At 52.9% G+C, this 16,320-nt stretch carries 11 protein-coding genes; all 11 read left to right on the top strand.

What is annotated here, in order from left to right; genetic code table 11:
- The first annotated feature begins 9 nt into the window (after positions 1 to 9).
- The 11 genes from lpdA to B4W65_RS00590 all read left to right on the top strand — a co-directional run bounded on the left by lpdA (position 10) and on the right by B4W65_RS00590 (position 16,312).
- On the top strand, positions 10 to 1,365 hold the full coding sequence (gene lpdA, locus B4W65_RS00640; RefSeq protein ID WP_088653174.1) for a dihydrolipoyl dehydrogenase: 1,356 nt from the start codon (positions 10 to 12) through the stop codon (positions 1,363 to 1,365).
- Between the two features lie 40 nt (positions 1,366 to 1,405).
- The gene (locus B4W65_RS00635) at positions 1,406 to 3,874 is read left to right on the top strand and encodes an alpha-ketoacid dehydrogenase subunit alpha/beta (RefSeq protein WP_088653173.1); all 2,469 of its coding nucleotides are present in this window, start codon (positions 1,406 to 1,408) and stop codon (positions 3,872 to 3,874) included.
- 30 nt (positions 3,875 to 3,904) lie between these two features.
- The gene (locus tag B4W65_RS00630; protein WP_205741187.1) at positions 3,905 to 5,122 is read left to right on the top strand and encodes a PHP domain-containing protein; all 1,218 of its coding nucleotides are present in this window, start codon (positions 3,905 to 3,907) and stop codon (positions 5,120 to 5,122) included.
- A 32-nt stretch (positions 5,123 to 5,154) separates the two neighbouring features.
- Complete coding sequence (locus tag B4W65_RS00625; RefSeq protein ID WP_088653172.1) at positions 5,155 to 7,110, top strand: SDR family NAD(P)-dependent oxidoreductase; 1,956 nt, start codon at positions 5,155 to 5,157, stop codon at positions 7,108 to 7,110.
- A 10-nt stretch (positions 7,111 to 7,120) separates the two neighbouring features.
- Positions 7,121 to 8,401 (top strand): zinc-binding dehydrogenase, encoded by a 1,281-nt coding sequence (locus B4W65_RS00620; protein ID WP_088653171.1) that lies wholly within the window; start codon positions 7,121 to 7,123, stop codon positions 8,399 to 8,401.
- Between the two features lie 198 nt (positions 8,402 to 8,599).
- Positions 8,600 to 9,670: an L-rhamnose/proton symporter RhaT gene (gene rhaT / locus B4W65_RS00615; RefSeq protein ID WP_088653170.1), complete on the top strand. Its 1,071-nt coding sequence runs from the start codon at positions 8,600 to 8,602 to the stop codon at positions 9,668 to 9,670.
- Between the two features lie 24 nt (positions 9,671 to 9,694).
- Entirely contained in the window at positions 9,695 to 10,963 is a 1,269-nt protein-coding gene (locus B4W65_RS00610; protein WP_088653169.1) for an L-rhamnose isomerase, read from the top strand.
- Positions 10,964 to 11,032: 69 nt separating this feature from the next.
- The gene (locus tag B4W65_RS00605; RefSeq protein ID WP_088653168.1) at positions 11,033 to 12,388 is read left to right on the top strand and encodes an FGGY-family carbohydrate kinase; all 1,356 of its coding nucleotides are present in this window, start codon (positions 11,033 to 11,035) and stop codon (positions 12,386 to 12,388) included.
- 31 nt (positions 12,389 to 12,419) lie between these two features.
- Entirely contained in the window at positions 12,420 to 13,793 is a 1,374-nt protein-coding gene (locus tag B4W65_RS00600; protein WP_088653167.1) for a glycoside hydrolase family 28 protein, read from the top strand.
- Between the two features lie 32 nt (positions 13,794 to 13,825).
- Positions 13,826 to 15,121, top strand: a complete 1,296-nt coding sequence (locus B4W65_RS00595; protein ID WP_088653166.1) for a class II aldolase/adducin family protein — start codon at positions 13,826 to 13,828, stop codon at positions 15,119 to 15,121.
- A gap of 165 nt (positions 15,122 to 15,286) precedes the next feature.
- Positions 15,287 to 16,312: a family 43 glycosylhydrolase gene (locus B4W65_RS00590; RefSeq protein WP_205741186.1), complete on the top strand. Its 1,026-nt coding sequence runs from the start codon at positions 15,287 to 15,289 to the stop codon at positions 16,310 to 16,312.
- The last annotated feature ends 8 nt before the right edge of the window (positions 16,313 to 16,320 follow it).

Raw genomic sequence — 16,320 nt, 5'->3', positions numbered from 1 at the left:
AAGAAGACTATGCATGATTTAGCCATTATAGGCGGTGGACCCGCCGGATATGTTGCTGCGGAACGCGCAGCTGCAAAAGGACTTAAAGTCCTTTTGTTTGAGCAGAAAGACCTCGGAGGCGTTTGTCTCAACGAGGGTTGCATTCCCACCAAAACCCTGTTGTACAGTGCCAAGTTGTACGACAACGCCAAAGGCGGGGAGAAGTACGGCATCAGCGCCCAGGAAGTTACTTTCGATTTTGGAAAGATGATGAGCCGTAAGGCCAAGGTGGTTCGTAAGTTGGTGGGCGGCATTGCGGCCAAAATGAAGGGCCACAAAGTGGAGACCATCAACGCCAGAGCGGTGATTCAGCGGCGCAGTGCCTCGGGTGTGGAAATGGAGGCCGACGGACAGGTGTACGCGGCAAAGGATGTGCTGATTTGCACCGGATCTGAAGCCGTGGTTCCGCCCATTCCAGGACTTCGGGAGGCCGGCGAGGTGGTGGTAACCAACCGTGAGATTTTAGCACTCAAGGACTTGCCCGAGTCGCTCGTGGTTATTGGCGGCGGAGTCATTGGCACCGAGTTTGCCAGCTTTTTCAGCAGTCTCGGTACCCGTGTGACGGTCATTGAAATGCTGCCCGAGATATTGACCGGCATGGATCCCGAAATGAGTGCCATGCTGCGCAAGGTGTTGGAGAAAAAGGGGGTGGACTTCCATTTGAAGGCGCGGGTGACTGCGGTAAATGGAGGTGAAGTGCAGTTTGAGCAGGATGGAAAAACGCAAAGCGTCAGCGGCAGCAAGGTGTTGGTGAGCGTTGGGCGCAGACCCAACGTGAGCGGTATCGGACTGGAGAATATTGGTGTGGAATTGTTCAAAGGCGGCATTAAGGTGGATGCGCGCATGCGCACCAACATTCCCAATGTTTATGCGGCCGGCGATGTTACCGGTTTCTCTTTGCTGGCCCATACCGCCAGTCGCGAAGGCGAGGTGGTGGTGAATAATTTAACCGGTCGTAAGGACCGCATGCGTTATCATGCCATTCCCGCTGTGGTGTACACCAATCCCGAGTTTTCGGGGGTGGGACTTACCGAGGAGGCGGCCAAAGCCAAGGGCATCGACTACAAGCTGGCCAGTCTCCCCATGGCCTATGCCGGTCGCTTTGTCGCCGAAAACGAAGGCGGCAGCGGACTCTGCAAGGTACTGGTGGGTGCCACGCACAACGAAGTGCTGGGGGTACACATGCTGGGGAATCCATCCAGTGAGATGATTTACGGGGCGGCCATGGCCATTGAGCAGGAAATGACCCTGAAGGAATTGGAAGAAGTGGTTTTTCCGCACCCCACCGTATCCGAGATATTTAAAGAAAACCTATTTGCCTTTTAGTCGGCCCTGCCGCTAAACAACGCATACAAAAAACTACAATATGCCTAAGATTCAATTTTTGGACCCTAAGGAGTCCCGCAAAGCAAGCAGCTTAAAGCTTAAGCCCATTCCCGTAAACCAATACAACAAAACGGTAAAGGATGAGCTGAAAAATTTCAGCAAGGACGAACTGGTACGTATTTACCACGATATGGTGGTGATTCGTGAGTTCGAAACCATGCTTAACCTGATAAAGACCACCGGCGAGTACAATGGGGTAGCGTACAACCACCCCGGTCCCGCCCACCTTTCCATCGGTCAGGAAGCCGCTGCGGTGGGTATGGCCTTTACCTTGACCGTCGACGACTTTATTTTTGGCTCCCACAGGAGTCACGGTGAAATTCTGGCCAAGGGTTTGAGTGCCATCGATAAGCTGGCCGACAAGGAGCTGAATCACATCATGGACACCTTTTTCAACGGTTCTACGCTGGAGGTGGTGAAAAAGGGATTTAAAGGTTCGGCCAAGGAGTTGGGGCGTCGTTTCCTGATTTACGGTACCCTGGCCGAGATTTTTGCACGTGAAACCGGATTTAATAAAGGTCTGGGCGGCAGTATGCACGCCTTCTTTACGCCCTTTGGCGTATATCCCAACAACGCCATTGTAGGCGGTAGTGGCGACATTGCCGTGGGTGCAGCCCTCTTTAAAAAGGTGAACCGGAAGCCCGGTCTGGTGGTGGCCAATATTGGCGACGCCTCCATGGCCTGCGGTCCCGTTTGGGAAGGCATTACCTTTGCGGCCATGGACCAGTTTGCCCAGCTATGGGAAGGCGATATGAAGGGTGGTCTGCCCGTCATTTTTAACGTGATGAACAACCAGTACGGCATGGGTGGACAGACCTGTGGCGAGACGATGGGTTATGGCATGGCTGCCCGTGTGGGTGCCGGGGTCAACGAAGACCAGATGCACGCCGAGCGGGTGGACGGTTACAATCCGCTGGCCGTGATTGATGCCTACCGCCGCAAGCGCAAGGTGATCGAAGATAAAAAAGGTCCCGTGCTGCTCGAGGTATTGACCTACCGTTACTCGGGGCACTCACCATCCGATGCCTCCTCGTACCGCAGCAAGGAAGAAGTAGAGGCCTGGCAGTCGCACGACAGCATCGTGGGCTACGGTCAGCAGCTCGTGGATGCCGGTGTGGTCGGCGAAAAAGACCTCGATGCCATTTCGGAAGAGGTGCGTTCGGTGATTTTCGACATGTTTAAGTTGTCCATCGATCCGGAAATCTCTCCTTTGATGGATGTGGAAAAGCACCCCGAATTGATTGGTGAGATGATGTTCTCCAACGAATCGGTAGATGCAATGTTGCCCGGAAAGCCTGAGGTGAATCACCCCATGGAAGAGAATCCCCGGGTGAAGCAACTGAAGACCAAGGAGCGCTTTGCCTTTGATAAGGACGGCAAGCCCTTTAGTAAGATGAAGCAGTACCAGTTGCGCGACGGTCTTTTTGAGGCCATCGTGGATCGTTTTTACAAAGATCCTTCGCTGATTGCCTACGGAGAGGAGAACCGCGACTGGGGCGGTGCCTTTGCGGTGTATCGGGGGTTGACGGAGGCTTTGCCCTACAACCGTTTGTTCAACTCACCCATTGCAGAAGCAGCCATTGTGGGTACGGCCATTGGTTACGCCATGTGTGGTGGTCGCGTAGTGCCGGAGATCATGTATTGCGACTTTCTGGGCCGCAGTGGTGATGAGGTGTTTAACCAGCTGCCCAAGTGGCAGGCTATGAGTGGAAATGTATTGAAAATGCCCGTGGTGATGCGTGTCTCCGTGGGTTCTAAATATGGGGCGCAGCACAGTCAGGACTGGACTTCGTTGGTGGCGCATATCCCGGGCCTCAAGGTGGTTTTCCCGGTAACGCCCTACGATGCCAAAGGTTTGATGAATACCGCCCTGCAAGGAACCGATCCGGTGATTTTCTTTGAGAGTCAGCGCATTTACGACATTGGGGAGCAATTCCACGATGGCGGGGTGCCTGAGGGTTATTACGAGATCCCTTTGGGTGAGCCCGATGTGAAACGTGCCGGTAAGGATGTGACCATTTTAACCATTGGAGCCACCTTGTACCGTGCCTTGGATGCGGCTAAGGATTTGGAAGAGAAATATGGTCTTTCGGCTGAGGTGATCGATGCGCGCACTTTGGTGCCCTTTAATTATGAGCCTGTAATTGAGTCGGTAAAGAAAACCGGTCGCATCATTGTTTCGGGCGACGCTACGGCCAGGGGGTCCTTCCTCAACGATTTGGCCCGCAATATTGGAGAGCTGGCTTTCGATTATCTGGATGCGCCTCCGGTGGTGTTGGGTTCACGAAACTGGATTACACCTGCCTATGAGCTGGAAGAGGCCTTCTTCCCGCAGGCCGATTGGTTCATCGACATCATTCACGAGAAGCTGCTGCCTCTGGCGGGTCATACCTGCAAGAGTAACTTCAGCGATGCCGAACAAATTCGTCGCTCCAAATGGGGCGTGTAAACAAGGTTTCATTTTTTAAGCACCAGACTTATGTCGTTTTACAAACAGTTTGCCGATCCCGAAGTACTCCTTGAATCGGTGCAGGGGCAAGACTTGCCGGTTTACCCGGTCAATGCCCACCTGCACACGCCTTATTCGTTCAGTGCCTTTACGTCCATTGCCGATGCGTTGGACCGGGCGGTGGCCGAGGGGGTAAAGGTGGTCGGCATCAATGATTTTTACAGTACCGACGGGTACGAGGAGTGGGCTGCGCAGTGCGCAGTCCGCCACCTCTTCCCGCTTTTCAATATCGAATTCATCAGTCTGAATCAGTCCTTCCAGGATGCCGGCATTCGTGCCAACGATCCCAATAATCCGGGACGCGTGTATCTGAGTGGCAAGGGACTGCATTTCCCGCTGCGTCTGGAACAGCCCTGGCTGGGTCAGCTCGAAGGGGTTAAGGCGGCCTCGAACCAACATGTGGCGCAAATGTGCGCGCGTTTGAATGAGGTCTTGGCACAGACCCATGCGGGTTTTGCGCTTTCTTATGCCGATATCGAAAGAGAATTGGCCAACGGCAGTGTGCGTGAGCGACACCTGGCCAAGGCCCTGCGTTTGGAGGTAGTGCGTCGCTTTGCGGGTGCTGTGGAACAAAAAGCTTTTTACGATCGCTTGCTGGCACCGCATACCTTGCAGTCGCCCGTCGACGATGCGGCAGCGGTGGAAAATGAGCTGCGGGGTCGGCTGTTGAAGTCCGGTGGTTCGGCCTTTGTGCCGGAGGGACCCGATGCCTTTCTGGCTATGGAAACGGTCCGACAAATCATCCTGAAGGCCGGCGGTATGCCAACTTATCCCTTCCTGGCAGACGATGCCAAGGGGCTGTTTACCGATTTTGAGGGCGATAAGGAGCAGGCCGCCCGCGACCTGGAGGAGCGGGGCTTTGCTTCGGTGGAGTTCATTACGACCCGCAACAGCATGGAGGTGCTGGAAGAATATGCCGCTTATTTTTACGAGCGGGGCTTTGTGGTGACTTTTGGGTCGGAGCACAATACGCCGGCTATGGAGCCGATTGCGCTGCGTGCCCGTGGGGACTTGCCCCTCTCGGCGCTCTTGCAGGAGCTCAACCTGAAAGGGGCGGCTTTGACGGCTGCTCATCAGTACCTGGTCGCAAGGGGTGAGCAAGGCTATCTGGATGAAGATGGTCGTCCCCGTACTGCCGAAAGGGCGCGGATGGAGTTGCTGGGACAGGCCCTCTTTGCTCAAGTTTAATTCTGGTCGCACCGACCACTTAAGGAAAAATTATGAGTGTACAAAAATTAGCGGAGCTGTCGCGTTTCTACGGCAGCGACATAAAATACGTGATTGCCGGAGGAGGAAATACTTCCTTTAAAGATGGGCAGCATTTGTGGGTGAAGGCCAGTGGCCATGCCCTGGCCACCATTACCGAGGAGGGCTTTGCGCAACTCGACCGAAGTCGGCTCAATGCTATGGCGGAGAAGAATTACAGCAGCGATGCTGCCGAACGCGAGGAGCAGGTGAAGAACGATTTGGCCGCGGCCAATTTGACCCCGACCCGCCGGCCATCGGTGGAGACTTCGATGCACAATGCCATAGGCTACAGTTATGTGGTGCATTTGCACCCTACGGCGGTCAATGGCGTTATGTGTGCGCAGGATGCCGAGCAGCGGACGCCGGAGCTTTTTGGGGCCGATGCGCTTTACATTCCCTACATCGATCCGGGTTATGTGCTTTTTAAGGAAGTGGACCGGCGCATAAAGGCTTACCGGACGCAAAAGGGTTTCGACCCCAAGGTTATTTTGTTGCAAAACCACGGCATTTTTGTGGCTTCGGACGCGCCCGATGAGATTCGTAGCATTTATGAAAAAGTGCTGTCTGCCATTGATGCTGCTGTTAAGGAAGCCTTGCCGGAGGGCGAGGCCGCTCTGCCGGAGCACGCCGAGGAAGCCGTAGCGGCCCTTCGCATGCTGGCCAGCACGGAGGAGCTGAAGACGGTCCGCCTGCGCAACAACGCGCTGATTGCGGCTTTCTCCGGAAGTGCTGCTGCCTTTGAAGCAGCGTCAAAACCTTTTACGCCCGATGCCATTGTTTATTGCAAATCGAAATACCTCTACCTCGATGCGGAGGGCAGCGAGGCGCTCGCAGCGCAGTTTAAGGAAGCGCAGGCGGCTTTTGTTTCTGCCCATGGTTATGCACCCAAAATTGTAGTGCTTAAAGGGCTGGGTTTGTTGGCCCTGGGCGACAACAGTCGGCAGGCGGCCACTCTTCTTGATGTTTTTGAAGATGCCTTAAAGATTTCCTGGCTGAGTCGCTCCTTTGGGGGACCGCATTTTATGACCGATGCGCAGATTGATTTCATCGACAATTGGGAGGTGGAAAATTACCGCCGACAGGTGGCTGCGGTACAAGCGCGCGGTAGGGTGGAGAACCGTATCATTATTGTGACCGGAGCGGCCCAGGGCTTTGGCGAAGGCATTGCCCGTGAATTGATGGCCGAAGGTGCCAATGTGGTGGTGGCCGACCTTAATGAGGCGAAGGGACAGGAGACGGCCGATGCGCTGAATCGGGGCAAGGGTGGCAACAGTGCCTTGTTTGTGCGTACCGATGTGAGCGATACGGCGCAGATTGAAAATCTGGTGCGACAAAGTGTATTGCATTTTGGCGGAGTGGATGTTTTCATCAGCAATGCGGGCATTTTGCGGGCTGGGGGACTGGATGAGATGACCCCGGAGACTTTCGATCTGGTTACGCGCATCAATTACAACGCTTATTTCTATTGTACCCGGGTGGTGTCGCGCATCATGAAGATTCAGACCCAATATAAGGAGGACTATCTGGCCGATGTGATTCAGATCAACAGCAAGAGTGGCCTGAGTGGCAGCAAAAAGAACTTTGCCTATGCCGGTGGTAAATTCGGGGGGATTGGACTGACCCAGAGTTTTGCCCTGGAATTGGCCCCCGACCGCATCAAAGTCAACAGTGTTTGCCCCGGCAACTTTTACGACGGTCCCCTATGGAGCGATCCCGAAAACGGATTGTTTGTGCAGTATCTGAAGGCCGGGAAGGTGCCCGGTGCCCAAACGGTGGACGATGTACGCCGCCATTATTTGAGTCAGACCCCCATTCAGCGCGGTTGTACCGTGCGCGATGTGGTGCGGGGGGTGCTTTATTTGATTGAGCAAAGCTATGAAACCGGGCAGGCCCTGCCGGTAACCGGTGGACAGATTATGTTGAACTAAAAAAGAAAAAATGAAGACTAAAGCGATACGATTGTACGGCAAGAAGGACTTGCGGATGGAGGAGTTTGAATTGCCTGCCATTAAGGAGGATGAAATTTTGGCCAAGGTGGTGAGCGACAGCATTTGTATGTCGTCCTACAAGGCGGCCACTCAGGGGACCGATCATAAGCGGATTCCGGATAATGTGGCGGAGGCGCCCATTATAATTGGACACGAGTTTGCAGGTGAGTTGGTGGAGATTGGATCCAAGTGGGCCAGTCGGTTTAAGGCCGGCGATAAGTTTTCGATTCAGCCGGCACTGAATTATGAGGACGGACCGGTAGGGGTACTGAGTGCCCCGGGCTACAGTTACGCCCACATAGGTGGCGACGCCACCTATGTGATCATTCCCAACGAGGTGATGGAGCTGGGTTGCTTACTGCCTTATGAGGGACCGGGTTATTATCCGGCATCTCTTTCGGAGCCCTTATCCTGTGTAATTGGTGCCATGCACGCCAACTACCACACCACACCGGGCAGTTATGTGCACAAAATGGAAATTGTGGATGGTGGGAAAATGGCGATTTTAGCCGGAGTGGGACCGATGGGGCTGGCGGCCATTAATTATGCTTTGCGTCGGGAGGACCGGAAGCCATCTTTGTTGGTAATTACCGATATTGATCAGGATCGGCTCGACCGGGCAGCTTCGTTGTACACCGTGGACTTTGCCCGTTCAAAGGGCATTGACTTGCGTTATGTGAATACCCGTGAGATGAAGGATCCGACGGCAGGACTCAAAGAACTGACCGGTGGCAGTGGCTACGACGATGTATTTGTGTTTGCGCCGGTGGTGCCCATTATTGAGCAGGCCGACCAGATTTTGGCCTTCGACGGCTGCCTCAACTTTTTTGCCGGTCCCAGCGACCCCAACTTTACCGCACCCCTCAATTTCTACAAGGTGCACTATGAGTTTACCCACATTGTGGGTACCAGCGGGGGCAATACCGACGATATGAAGGAGGCGCTCGAAATGATGGCCAAGGGACTGGATCCGGCCGGACTGGTCACCCACATCGGGGGCCTCGATGCGGTGATCGACACCACTTTGCGTCTGCCCGAAATACCCGGTGGAAAGAAATTGATCTATACCCATTTTGAGTTTCCGCTCACCGCCATCTCTGATTTTGAGGAGAAGGGGAAAACCAACCCGGTCTTTGCCGAATTGCACGCTGCTTGCGCACGTCATAAAGGACTCTGGAATGTGGAGGCCGAGAACATTGTTTTGGAGAAGGGTCACTTGCTGAAAGGCTAGTACAACCTTACATACAGCACTGCTGTGCGCCACTAAGAGGTTGTCTGTACTTACAGGCAGCCTCTTTTGCATGAGGGCTGTTTAATGCCAAAAAATGTAAAAAATGTGTCAATTTGTGTATTGTTAAAGCCTTAGCAGACTGTTATTTTTGACTATTGATAACCATTTACAATTCTATGCTAACTTAAAAGGTCTTTTATGCAAGCGTTATTAGGAGTACTCTTTCATTCGATCGGAGGTTTTGCCTCCGGGAGCTTTTACATGCCTTTCAATAAAGTACGTCAGTGGTCGTGGGAGACCTACTGGTTGGTGGGCGGTTTGTTTTCGTGGCTGATTGTGCCGCCTTTGGCAGCCTGGCTTACCATTCCCAATTTCATGGACATCATTGCTGCCGCTTCCTCAGAGATTTTCTGGGTAGTATATATGCTGGGTGTATTGTGGGGGATTGGCGGACTTACCTATGGTTTAGGTGTGCGTTACCTGGGCATGTCGCTGGGAAATTCGGTGATATTGGGTACTACCGCTGCCTTTGGAGCCATGGTTCCGCCCATTTTTTACGACATTATGAATGTGGTCGGTAAAGAAACCTTCACCGATATGATCAACTCCACCGGAGGTTTGGTGGTGCTGCTTGGCGTAGTGGTTTGTTTGGTAGGTATTGCCCTGACCGGAAGAGCCGGAATTTTGAAAGAGAAGGAATTGTCGGCCGAGCAAAAGAGCGCCAGTGTTAAAGAGTTTGCCATGGGCAAAGGATTGGTCGTGGCCATTATTTCAGGGGTGCTGAGTGCCTTTTTCAACTACGGACTGGAAGCCGGCAAGTCGCTGGCCGCAGAAGCAGCCAAAGTGCCCGACCAGCTCTTTGAGGGCAGCAGTCACCTCTTTGCCAACAACGTGACCTTTGTGGTTATTTTGTGGGGGGGACTGACCACCAACCTGATTTGGTGTTTGATTTTGAGTTTCCGCAACAAGAGTTACGGCGAGTATGTGGATAAGAAAACCCCGCTGATGCGCAATTATTTGTTTGCAGCCCTGGCCGGTACCACCTGGTTCCTGCAGTTTTTCTTCTTTGGAATGGGCGAAAGCAAGATTGGTAACGGAGCCAGCTCGTGGATTTTGCATATGTCCACCATCATCCTTACCGCCAACATGTGGGGCATCTACAATAAGGAGTGGAAGGGCACTTCCAAAAAAACCATTATGACCATCTCGGCAGGTATCGCAGTAATTTTCCTTTCGGTATTGCTGGTGGGATTGGGCAACAGTTTATAGCACTTAAAGATTTAAAGAGATATTATGGACAAGAAGACAATGATTGAGCAGGCCTATGAATTGGCCAAAGCGCAGTACGCTGCGCTTGGAGTGGATACCGACGCAGTAGTAGCCGGTATGGATGAGGTGCAAATCAGTCTCCATTGCTGGCAGACCGATGACGTGGGTGGATTTGAAACACCCGATGCCGAATTGGGCGGCGGCGGCATTCAGGTAACCGGAAACCATCCGGGAAAGGCCAAGAGTCTGGAGCAAATGCGGGCCGACCTCGATAAAGTGCTGTCGCTTTTGCCCGGCAAACAGCGTTTGAACCTGCATGCCATCTATGGTGATTTTGGGGGAGAAGTAGTGGATCGCGACCAAATTGAAGTAAAGCATTTTCAGAGTTGGATCGATTGGGCCAAGGAAAGAGGCATGGGCCTGGATTTTAACCCCACTTGTTTTTCGCACCCCATGGCCGATTCGGGTTTCACCCTGTCGAGTAAGGATCCCAAAGTTCGAAATTTTTGGATTGAGCACGTGAAGCGTTGTAGGGCCATTTCGGCAGAAATGGGCAAGCAGTTGGGCACCCCCTGTGTGATGAACACCTGGATTCCTGATGGTTCTAAGGACGAGCCCATCGACCGGAACGGACACCGGGCCATATTGAAGGATGCCCTCGACGAGGCATTGGGCACCCCCTATCCCAAGGAGCATTTGATCGATGCGGTAGAAAGTAAGCTCTTTGGCATTGGAGCAGAAGCCATGACCGTAGGGTCGCACGATTTCTACCTGGGTTATGCCATTAAAAACAACAAAGCCATTTGTCTCGACAGCGGCCATTTTCACCTGACCGAATCGGTGGGCGATAAGATTTCCTCGTGCCTGCAGTTTGTCGACGATGTGCTCCTGCACATCAGTCGCCCCATCCGGTGGGACTCCGACCACGTGGTCACCCTCAACGATGAGGTGCGTCTCATTGCCAGCGAAATCGTGCGCAACAACTACCTGCCGCGTGTAAAAATTGGTCTCGACTTTTTCGATGGTTCCATCAACCGGGTGGGGGCCTATGTGGTAGGTACCCGTGCGGCACAGCAAGCCTTTATGCAGGCCATGCTCGAGCCGACCAAAAACCTGGTGAAGCTCGAAGAAGAAGGCAAGTATTTTGAGCGACTGGCCTATCTTGAGTTGCTGAAGACCCGTGCCTTTGGTGCCGTGTGGGATTATTACTGCCTGCAGAACAACGTGCCTGCCGATGAAGCTTTTATTACTGAAATTCAGCAGTACGAAAACGAAGTATTGCTCAAACGCTAAATCAAACATCAGCCATGGAAGCAGATTCCTTCGGGAGTCTGCTTTTGTGGCTTTTTAAATACCTGGGAAATGGAGAAGGTTCTGGCAGTTTTTGACATTGGAAAAACCAACAAAAAGCTTTTGCTGTTTAATGAGCAGTTGCAATTGGTGCAGCAAACGGAAGAAAAGTTTCCGGTAACAAGAGATGAAGACGGCACCGAGTGCGACGATATTGTGCGCATAGAGGCCTGGATGCACAAAGCCCTGGAGCAGGTTGTGGCAGATGGTTACCGGCTTTGCGGCGTAAATTTTTCGACCTATGGCGCATCCCTGGTGTGGGTCGACGGCGAAGGGCAACGACTGTCGCCCGTATACAACTACTTAAAAGAAGTTGAACCCGATTACCAGACCCATCTGTTTGAACACTACGGAGGGGAAACCGAGTTTTGTCGGCGTACGGCCAGTCCCGCCCTCGGTGTCATGCTCAATTCGGGCATTCAATTGCTGTGGGTACAGAAACAGCGTCCGGCCATTGCCCGGCGCGCCCAACACATATTGCACTTTCCCCAGTATTTGTCTTCGGTCTTTACCCAAAAGTACGTATCTGAATACACCTCACTGGGTTGCCATACTTTTATGTGGGATTTCGATAAAATGCACTACCATTCCTGGCTTTCCGATGCCGGCTTTTCCCTGCCTGCTCCCGTGCCCAACGATACCGTTTTTCCGGTCGAAATAGGCGGACAGGAAGTCCAGGTGGGCGTGGGCATACACGACAGTTCGGCCTCTCTGGTGCCCTACCTGCGCGGCAGTTCAGCACCCTTTTTGTTGATGAGTACGGGCACCTGGCTCATCAATATGAACCCCTTTAACCACAGTCCCCTTACCGAACAGGAGCTCCGCAGCGATTCGCTCTGCTACATGAGCATCAAGCAACAGCCCGTAAAATCGTCCCGCTTTTTTATGGGACACATTCACGACGTCAACGTGAAACGCCTCACCCAGTATTTCAACTTGCCCGATAAGGCCTATAAGGAGGTAGGTTTTAACGCAGGCCTCCTGGATGCCCTGGTTGCGCAGCGCGCCGGCTATCCGGCCTTCTTTGCGGAGAGCGTTCCCGAAGGGCATTTGGATCTGAGGGTTGACCTGTCGGCCTTCCCCGATTTTGAAACCGCTTACCATCAGTTGATGTACGACCTGACCCGACTTGCTGTGGATTCGGTGCATTTGGTGCTGGGAGATAAAGGATTGGTAAAAGATCTGTTTGTATCCGGCGGCTTTGCACGAAACCGTCACTTTGTCTACCTGGTAGCCGCCCTCTTGCCCCATTTGCGGGTGCGGACCTCCGAAGTGGATAATGCCAGCGCCTTAGGTGCCGCCCTGGTTCTGGCCCCCAAAGTTTTTCCCGGAGCAGCGGTTCAAATTAATTTGGGACTCGACCAATAAGCAGTTAGGTAAAAAAATAAAAACAAAAGCTATGCGATCCTTTCTTTATCCTGTTTCAAGTCTTTTGACGCTTGCCCTGCTCCTTTGGAGTTGTACTCCGGCAAGTGGTCCCGTTGCCCACCAATCCATTGAGGTGGAGGCGCCTTTTGACATGCCGGCCATTACGGTTCCCGACTTTTCAAATTGTGTGCGACTGAATATTGTTGACTTCGGGGCCGATCCCGATGACCTGGAGGCCACATCAGCAGCCCTGGCTGCAGCCTTTGAAGAAGCCTCCGCCGCCGGAGGCGGTGTCGTGCTGGTTCCCCCCGGCACCTGGCCCAGCAAGGCCTTACATTTTAAGAGTCACGTCAACCTCCACCTTGAGGAGGGTGCCGTGCTCGAATTCTCCGGTAATCCGGAACATTATTTGCCGGCCGTTCCCACCAGTTGGGAGGGCATGGAGTGCTACAATTATTCGCCCTTGATTTATGCCTATGAGTGTGAAAATGTAGCCATTACCGGAGCCGGTAAGCTGCGTGCCAAAATGGAGACCTGGCGCAGATGGTTTCCCCGTCCCGAAGCCCACATGGAAGGTCTGAAGCAACTCTACCACATGGCCGCTCAGGGAGTGCCCGTGGAAGAACGTCAAATGGTGCGTGACGACATCAATATGCGGCCGCATTTCATACAATTTAACCGCTGCCAAAATGTGTTAATGGAGGGAGTTTCCATTGAAAACAGTCCATTTTGGGTAATTCATCCTTATCTTTGCAGCGACGTAGTGGTACGCGGGGTGCAAGTAAATGCGCACGGGCACAACAACGACGGCGTGGATCCTGAAATGACCCAAAATATGTTGGTGGAGGATTGCGTTTTTGACCAGGGCGACGATGCCATTGCCGTTAAGTCGGGCCGCAATCAGGACGCCTGGCGACTGAATACACCAACCAGGAATTTGGTGGTTCGTAACTGTCGGGTTAAAAACGGTCACCAGTTGTTGGCCATAGGCAGTGAGTTATCGGGCGGTGTGGAGAATGTCTTGCTCGATAATTGCGTGGTGGAAGAAGGGGCGAAGATGTTCCACCTGGTTTTTATCAAGACCAACGAGCGAAGAGGCGGTTTTGTGCGGAATATTTATGTGCAAAACATCAAAGCCGGCAACATTCGCGACGGGGTGCTGGGGATCGAAACCGATGTGTTGTACCAGTGGCGCAACCTGGTCCCCACCTATGAGCGTCGTCTGACCAGTATTTCGGACATAACACTTAAAAACGTGGAAATAGGAGATGTGAAATTCGTGTCCCAAGTATTGGCCGACCCCGAGGCGCCCGTTAAGAATATTGTGTTGGATCAGGTGCGCTACGGCGTTTTGTCGCAGGAGCCCCACATTCATGAGCATGTGGAAGGATTTGAGGAAAGATAGATTTTAGTTTCGCTGATTTAATATTACCAGAGATGAAGTTTTTAAATGTTGAAATGATGCATCCGCGTGACCAGATTGTGATGGTCATCGATAGGATCTACAAACGAGGGATGACCACCACTTCGGGCGGTAACATCTCTGTGATTGATGAGAACGGAGATATTTGGATCACCCCTTCCGGGGTGGACAAGGGCAATCTGAAGCCCCGCGACATCATGCGGGTGAAGCGCGACGGCACCATTGTTGGTCCGCACAAGCCTTCTTCGGAGTACCCCTTTCACCGGGCCATTTTTGAAATGCGTCCCGATTTGAAGGCTGTGATTCACGCCCATCCTCCGGCACTGGTTTCTTTCAGCATCGCCCGCACCATCCCCGATACCAATGTGATTCCCCAGGCCAAGTACGTTTGCGGTCCCATTGGCTACGCACCTTATGCCCTGCCGGGCAGCGAAGAACTGGGTGAGGTAATCGGGAAGGAGTTTGCCAAGGGCTTTAAGGCCGTGATTATGGAGAATCACGGCACGGTGTTGGGCGGGTCGGACCTGAGTGATGCGTTTCAGCGTTTTGAAACACTGGAATTGTGTGCCCGCACCATTATCAATGCCAAGACCATAGGACAATGCCGGCGCTTGAGCGATGAGCAAATCGATGCTTTTGAGGATCAAATTCCTCGTTTGCAGCCTGAGTTTGAGTGTGAAATGCACTCCAGCAAGGAACGGGAAATCCGAACCGAAATCACCAAGATTGTCCGTCGCGCCTGTCAGCAAGGGATGATGATCAGCTCCTACGGAACAGTCTCCCGTCGACTCAAAGGCAATGATTTTTTAATCACCCCCACCAACAAGTCGCGCTGGGACATTTTTCCCGAAGACATTGTCCTCATTAAAGACGGCAAGCGCGAGAAAGGCAAATTGCCCAGTCGCGCCACCTGGCTGCACCAGGAGTTGTACCGCAAGAATCCCGAAATCAACTCCATTATTCTCACCCAATCGCCCTATCTGATGGCCTACGGGGTGACCGGCGAAAAATTTGATGTCCGCACCATTCCCGAAAGCTGGATCTTTTTGCAAGACGTACCCAACATGCCCTTTGGGTCGCATTTTAAAGACCGCAACGAGATATTGGACACCATCGATAAAGACACCCCGGTGGTTATTGTGGAAAACGACTCCGTAGTGGTAACCGGCGACAAATTGTTGCAAACCTTCGACCGTCTTGAAGTGGCGGAATTCTCTGCCAAGTCGCTGGTGCTGGGCCATTCCATTGGCGATTTGATTCCCATTGGAGCCGACGAGATAGAAGATCTGCGCAAAAAGTTCTTGTCGTAGCCCCTTGTTCTACACTACAGTCCCGACCTCCTGGTCGGGACATTTTTTTGTTTGCCTGAATTTTGTGTTAATTTGTGTGTTGACGTTTAAAAAAGTGTCGGTTTTTGATGCTTGGTCTGCATTGTTTTCTGAAGCAGCCTTAGTTCTATATTTAAACTCCCGGTTATGATAAAAAGAAGCAGCTTGTTAAGCCCCCTGATCCTTTTGGTAAGTTTATTTAGTCTCGGTGCCTGTGGTAATCCGCCCGCCGAAGATTTGCCTGTGCCCAAGCCCCTGTATCGGGATCCTGTGTACGATGGCGCAGCCGATCCGGTGGTTATATACAACCGGGAGCAGGAGGAGTGGTTCATGTTCTATACCAACCGACGGGCAGCCGACACCACCCTGAATGGCTTTGAGTGGGTACACGGCACCCGCATTGGGATTGCCGCGTCCGACGATGGGGTCAACTGGAGTTACAGAGATACGGCCGACATCGATTTTCGCTTGAAAGATTACACCCATTGGGCGCCCGAGGTGATCGAACACGAGGGCCTTTACCACATGTACCTGACCTACGTCCCCGGTATTTTTCAGGAATGGCGGCATCCGCGGGATATTTTGCACCTGACCAGCGAGAACCTGGTCAACTGGAAATATGAATCGACCCTCGAACTGGCTTCTGACCGGGTGATTGATGCCTGTGTGTTTCGACTGCCCGATGGCAGCTGGCGCATGTGGTACAACAATGAAAGAGCCGGAAAGGCGATGTTCTATGCCGACAGTGAGGATTTGTACCACTGGGAAGATAAGGGGCGCGTGCAAATCGACCGGGCACGCGGCGGCGAGGGCCCTAAAGTCTTTCAGTGGCACGGCAAATACTGGATGATTACAGATGTGTGGAGCGGACTGGCCCTTTACACCAGCGACGATTTGCTTAACTGGACGCATATTCCCGGCAATTTACTGGAAGCCCCCGGGCAGGGCGAGGACGATAAGGTGATGGGGGGGCACGCCGACGTATTGATTCATAACGATCGCGCGTTCTTGTACTATTTCACCCATCCCGGGCGCAGGGAAGGTGCTGATCCCAACGACCTGTTTGAGCAGCGCCGCAGTTCTTTGCAGGTGGTGGAATTGTTTTATGAGGACGGTCGCCTGGTCTGCGACCGTGACGCCCCTTTGCGTATCCGTTTGGGAAAGCCGGAATAGCCGTGAAC

This window comes from Geofilum rhodophaeum, from assembly GCF_002210225.1.
GTDB lineage: Bacteria > Bacteroidota > Bacteroidia > Bacteroidales > Marinilabiliaceae > Geofilum > Geofilum rhodophaeum.
The sequence above is the reverse complement of the archived record's forward strand: the minus strand, read 5'-3'. Positions and strand labels throughout refer to the sequence as shown.

Excerpts from the sequence above, each read along its gene's own strand:
- B4W65_RS00595 (WP_088653166.1), top strand. The coding sequence starts at position 13,826 with ATGAAGTTTTTAAATGTTGAAATGATGCATCCGCGTGACCAGATTGTG.
- rhaT (WP_088653170.1), top strand. The coding sequence starts at position 8,600 with ATGCAAGCGTTATTAGGAGTACTCTTTCATTCGATCGGAGGTTTTGCC.
- B4W65_RS00635 (WP_088653173.1), top strand. The coding sequence starts at position 1,406 with ATGCCTAAGATTCAATTTTTGGACCCTAAGGAGTCCCGCAAAGCAAGC.
- B4W65_RS00630 (WP_205741187.1), top strand. The coding sequence starts at position 3,905 with ATGTCGTTTTACAAACAGTTTGCCGATCCCGAAGTACTCCTTGAATCG.
- B4W65_RS00590 (WP_205741186.1), top strand. The coding sequence starts at position 15,287 with ATGATAAAAAGAAGCAGCTTGTTAAGCCCCCTGATCCTTTTGGTAAGT.
- B4W65_RS00625 (WP_088653172.1), top strand. The coding sequence starts at position 5,155 with ATGAGTGTACAAAAATTAGCGGAGCTGTCGCGTTTCTACGGCAGCGAC.
- B4W65_RS00605 (WP_088653168.1), top strand. The coding sequence starts at position 11,033 with ATGGAGAAGGTTCTGGCAGTTTTTGACATTGGAAAAACCAACAAAAAG.
- B4W65_RS00610 (WP_088653169.1), top strand. The coding sequence starts at position 9,695 with ATGGACAAGAAGACAATGATTGAGCAGGCCTATGAATTGGCCAAAGCG.
- B4W65_RS00600 (WP_088653167.1), top strand. The coding sequence starts at position 12,420 with ATGCGATCCTTTCTTTATCCTGTTTCAAGTCTTTTGACGCTTGCCCTG.
- lpdA (WP_088653174.1), top strand. The coding sequence starts at position 10 with ATGCATGATTTAGCCATTATAGGCGGTGGACCCGCCGGATATGTTGCT.
- B4W65_RS00620 (WP_088653171.1), top strand. The coding sequence starts at position 7,121 with ATGAAGACTAAAGCGATACGATTGTACGGCAAGAAGGACTTGCGGATG.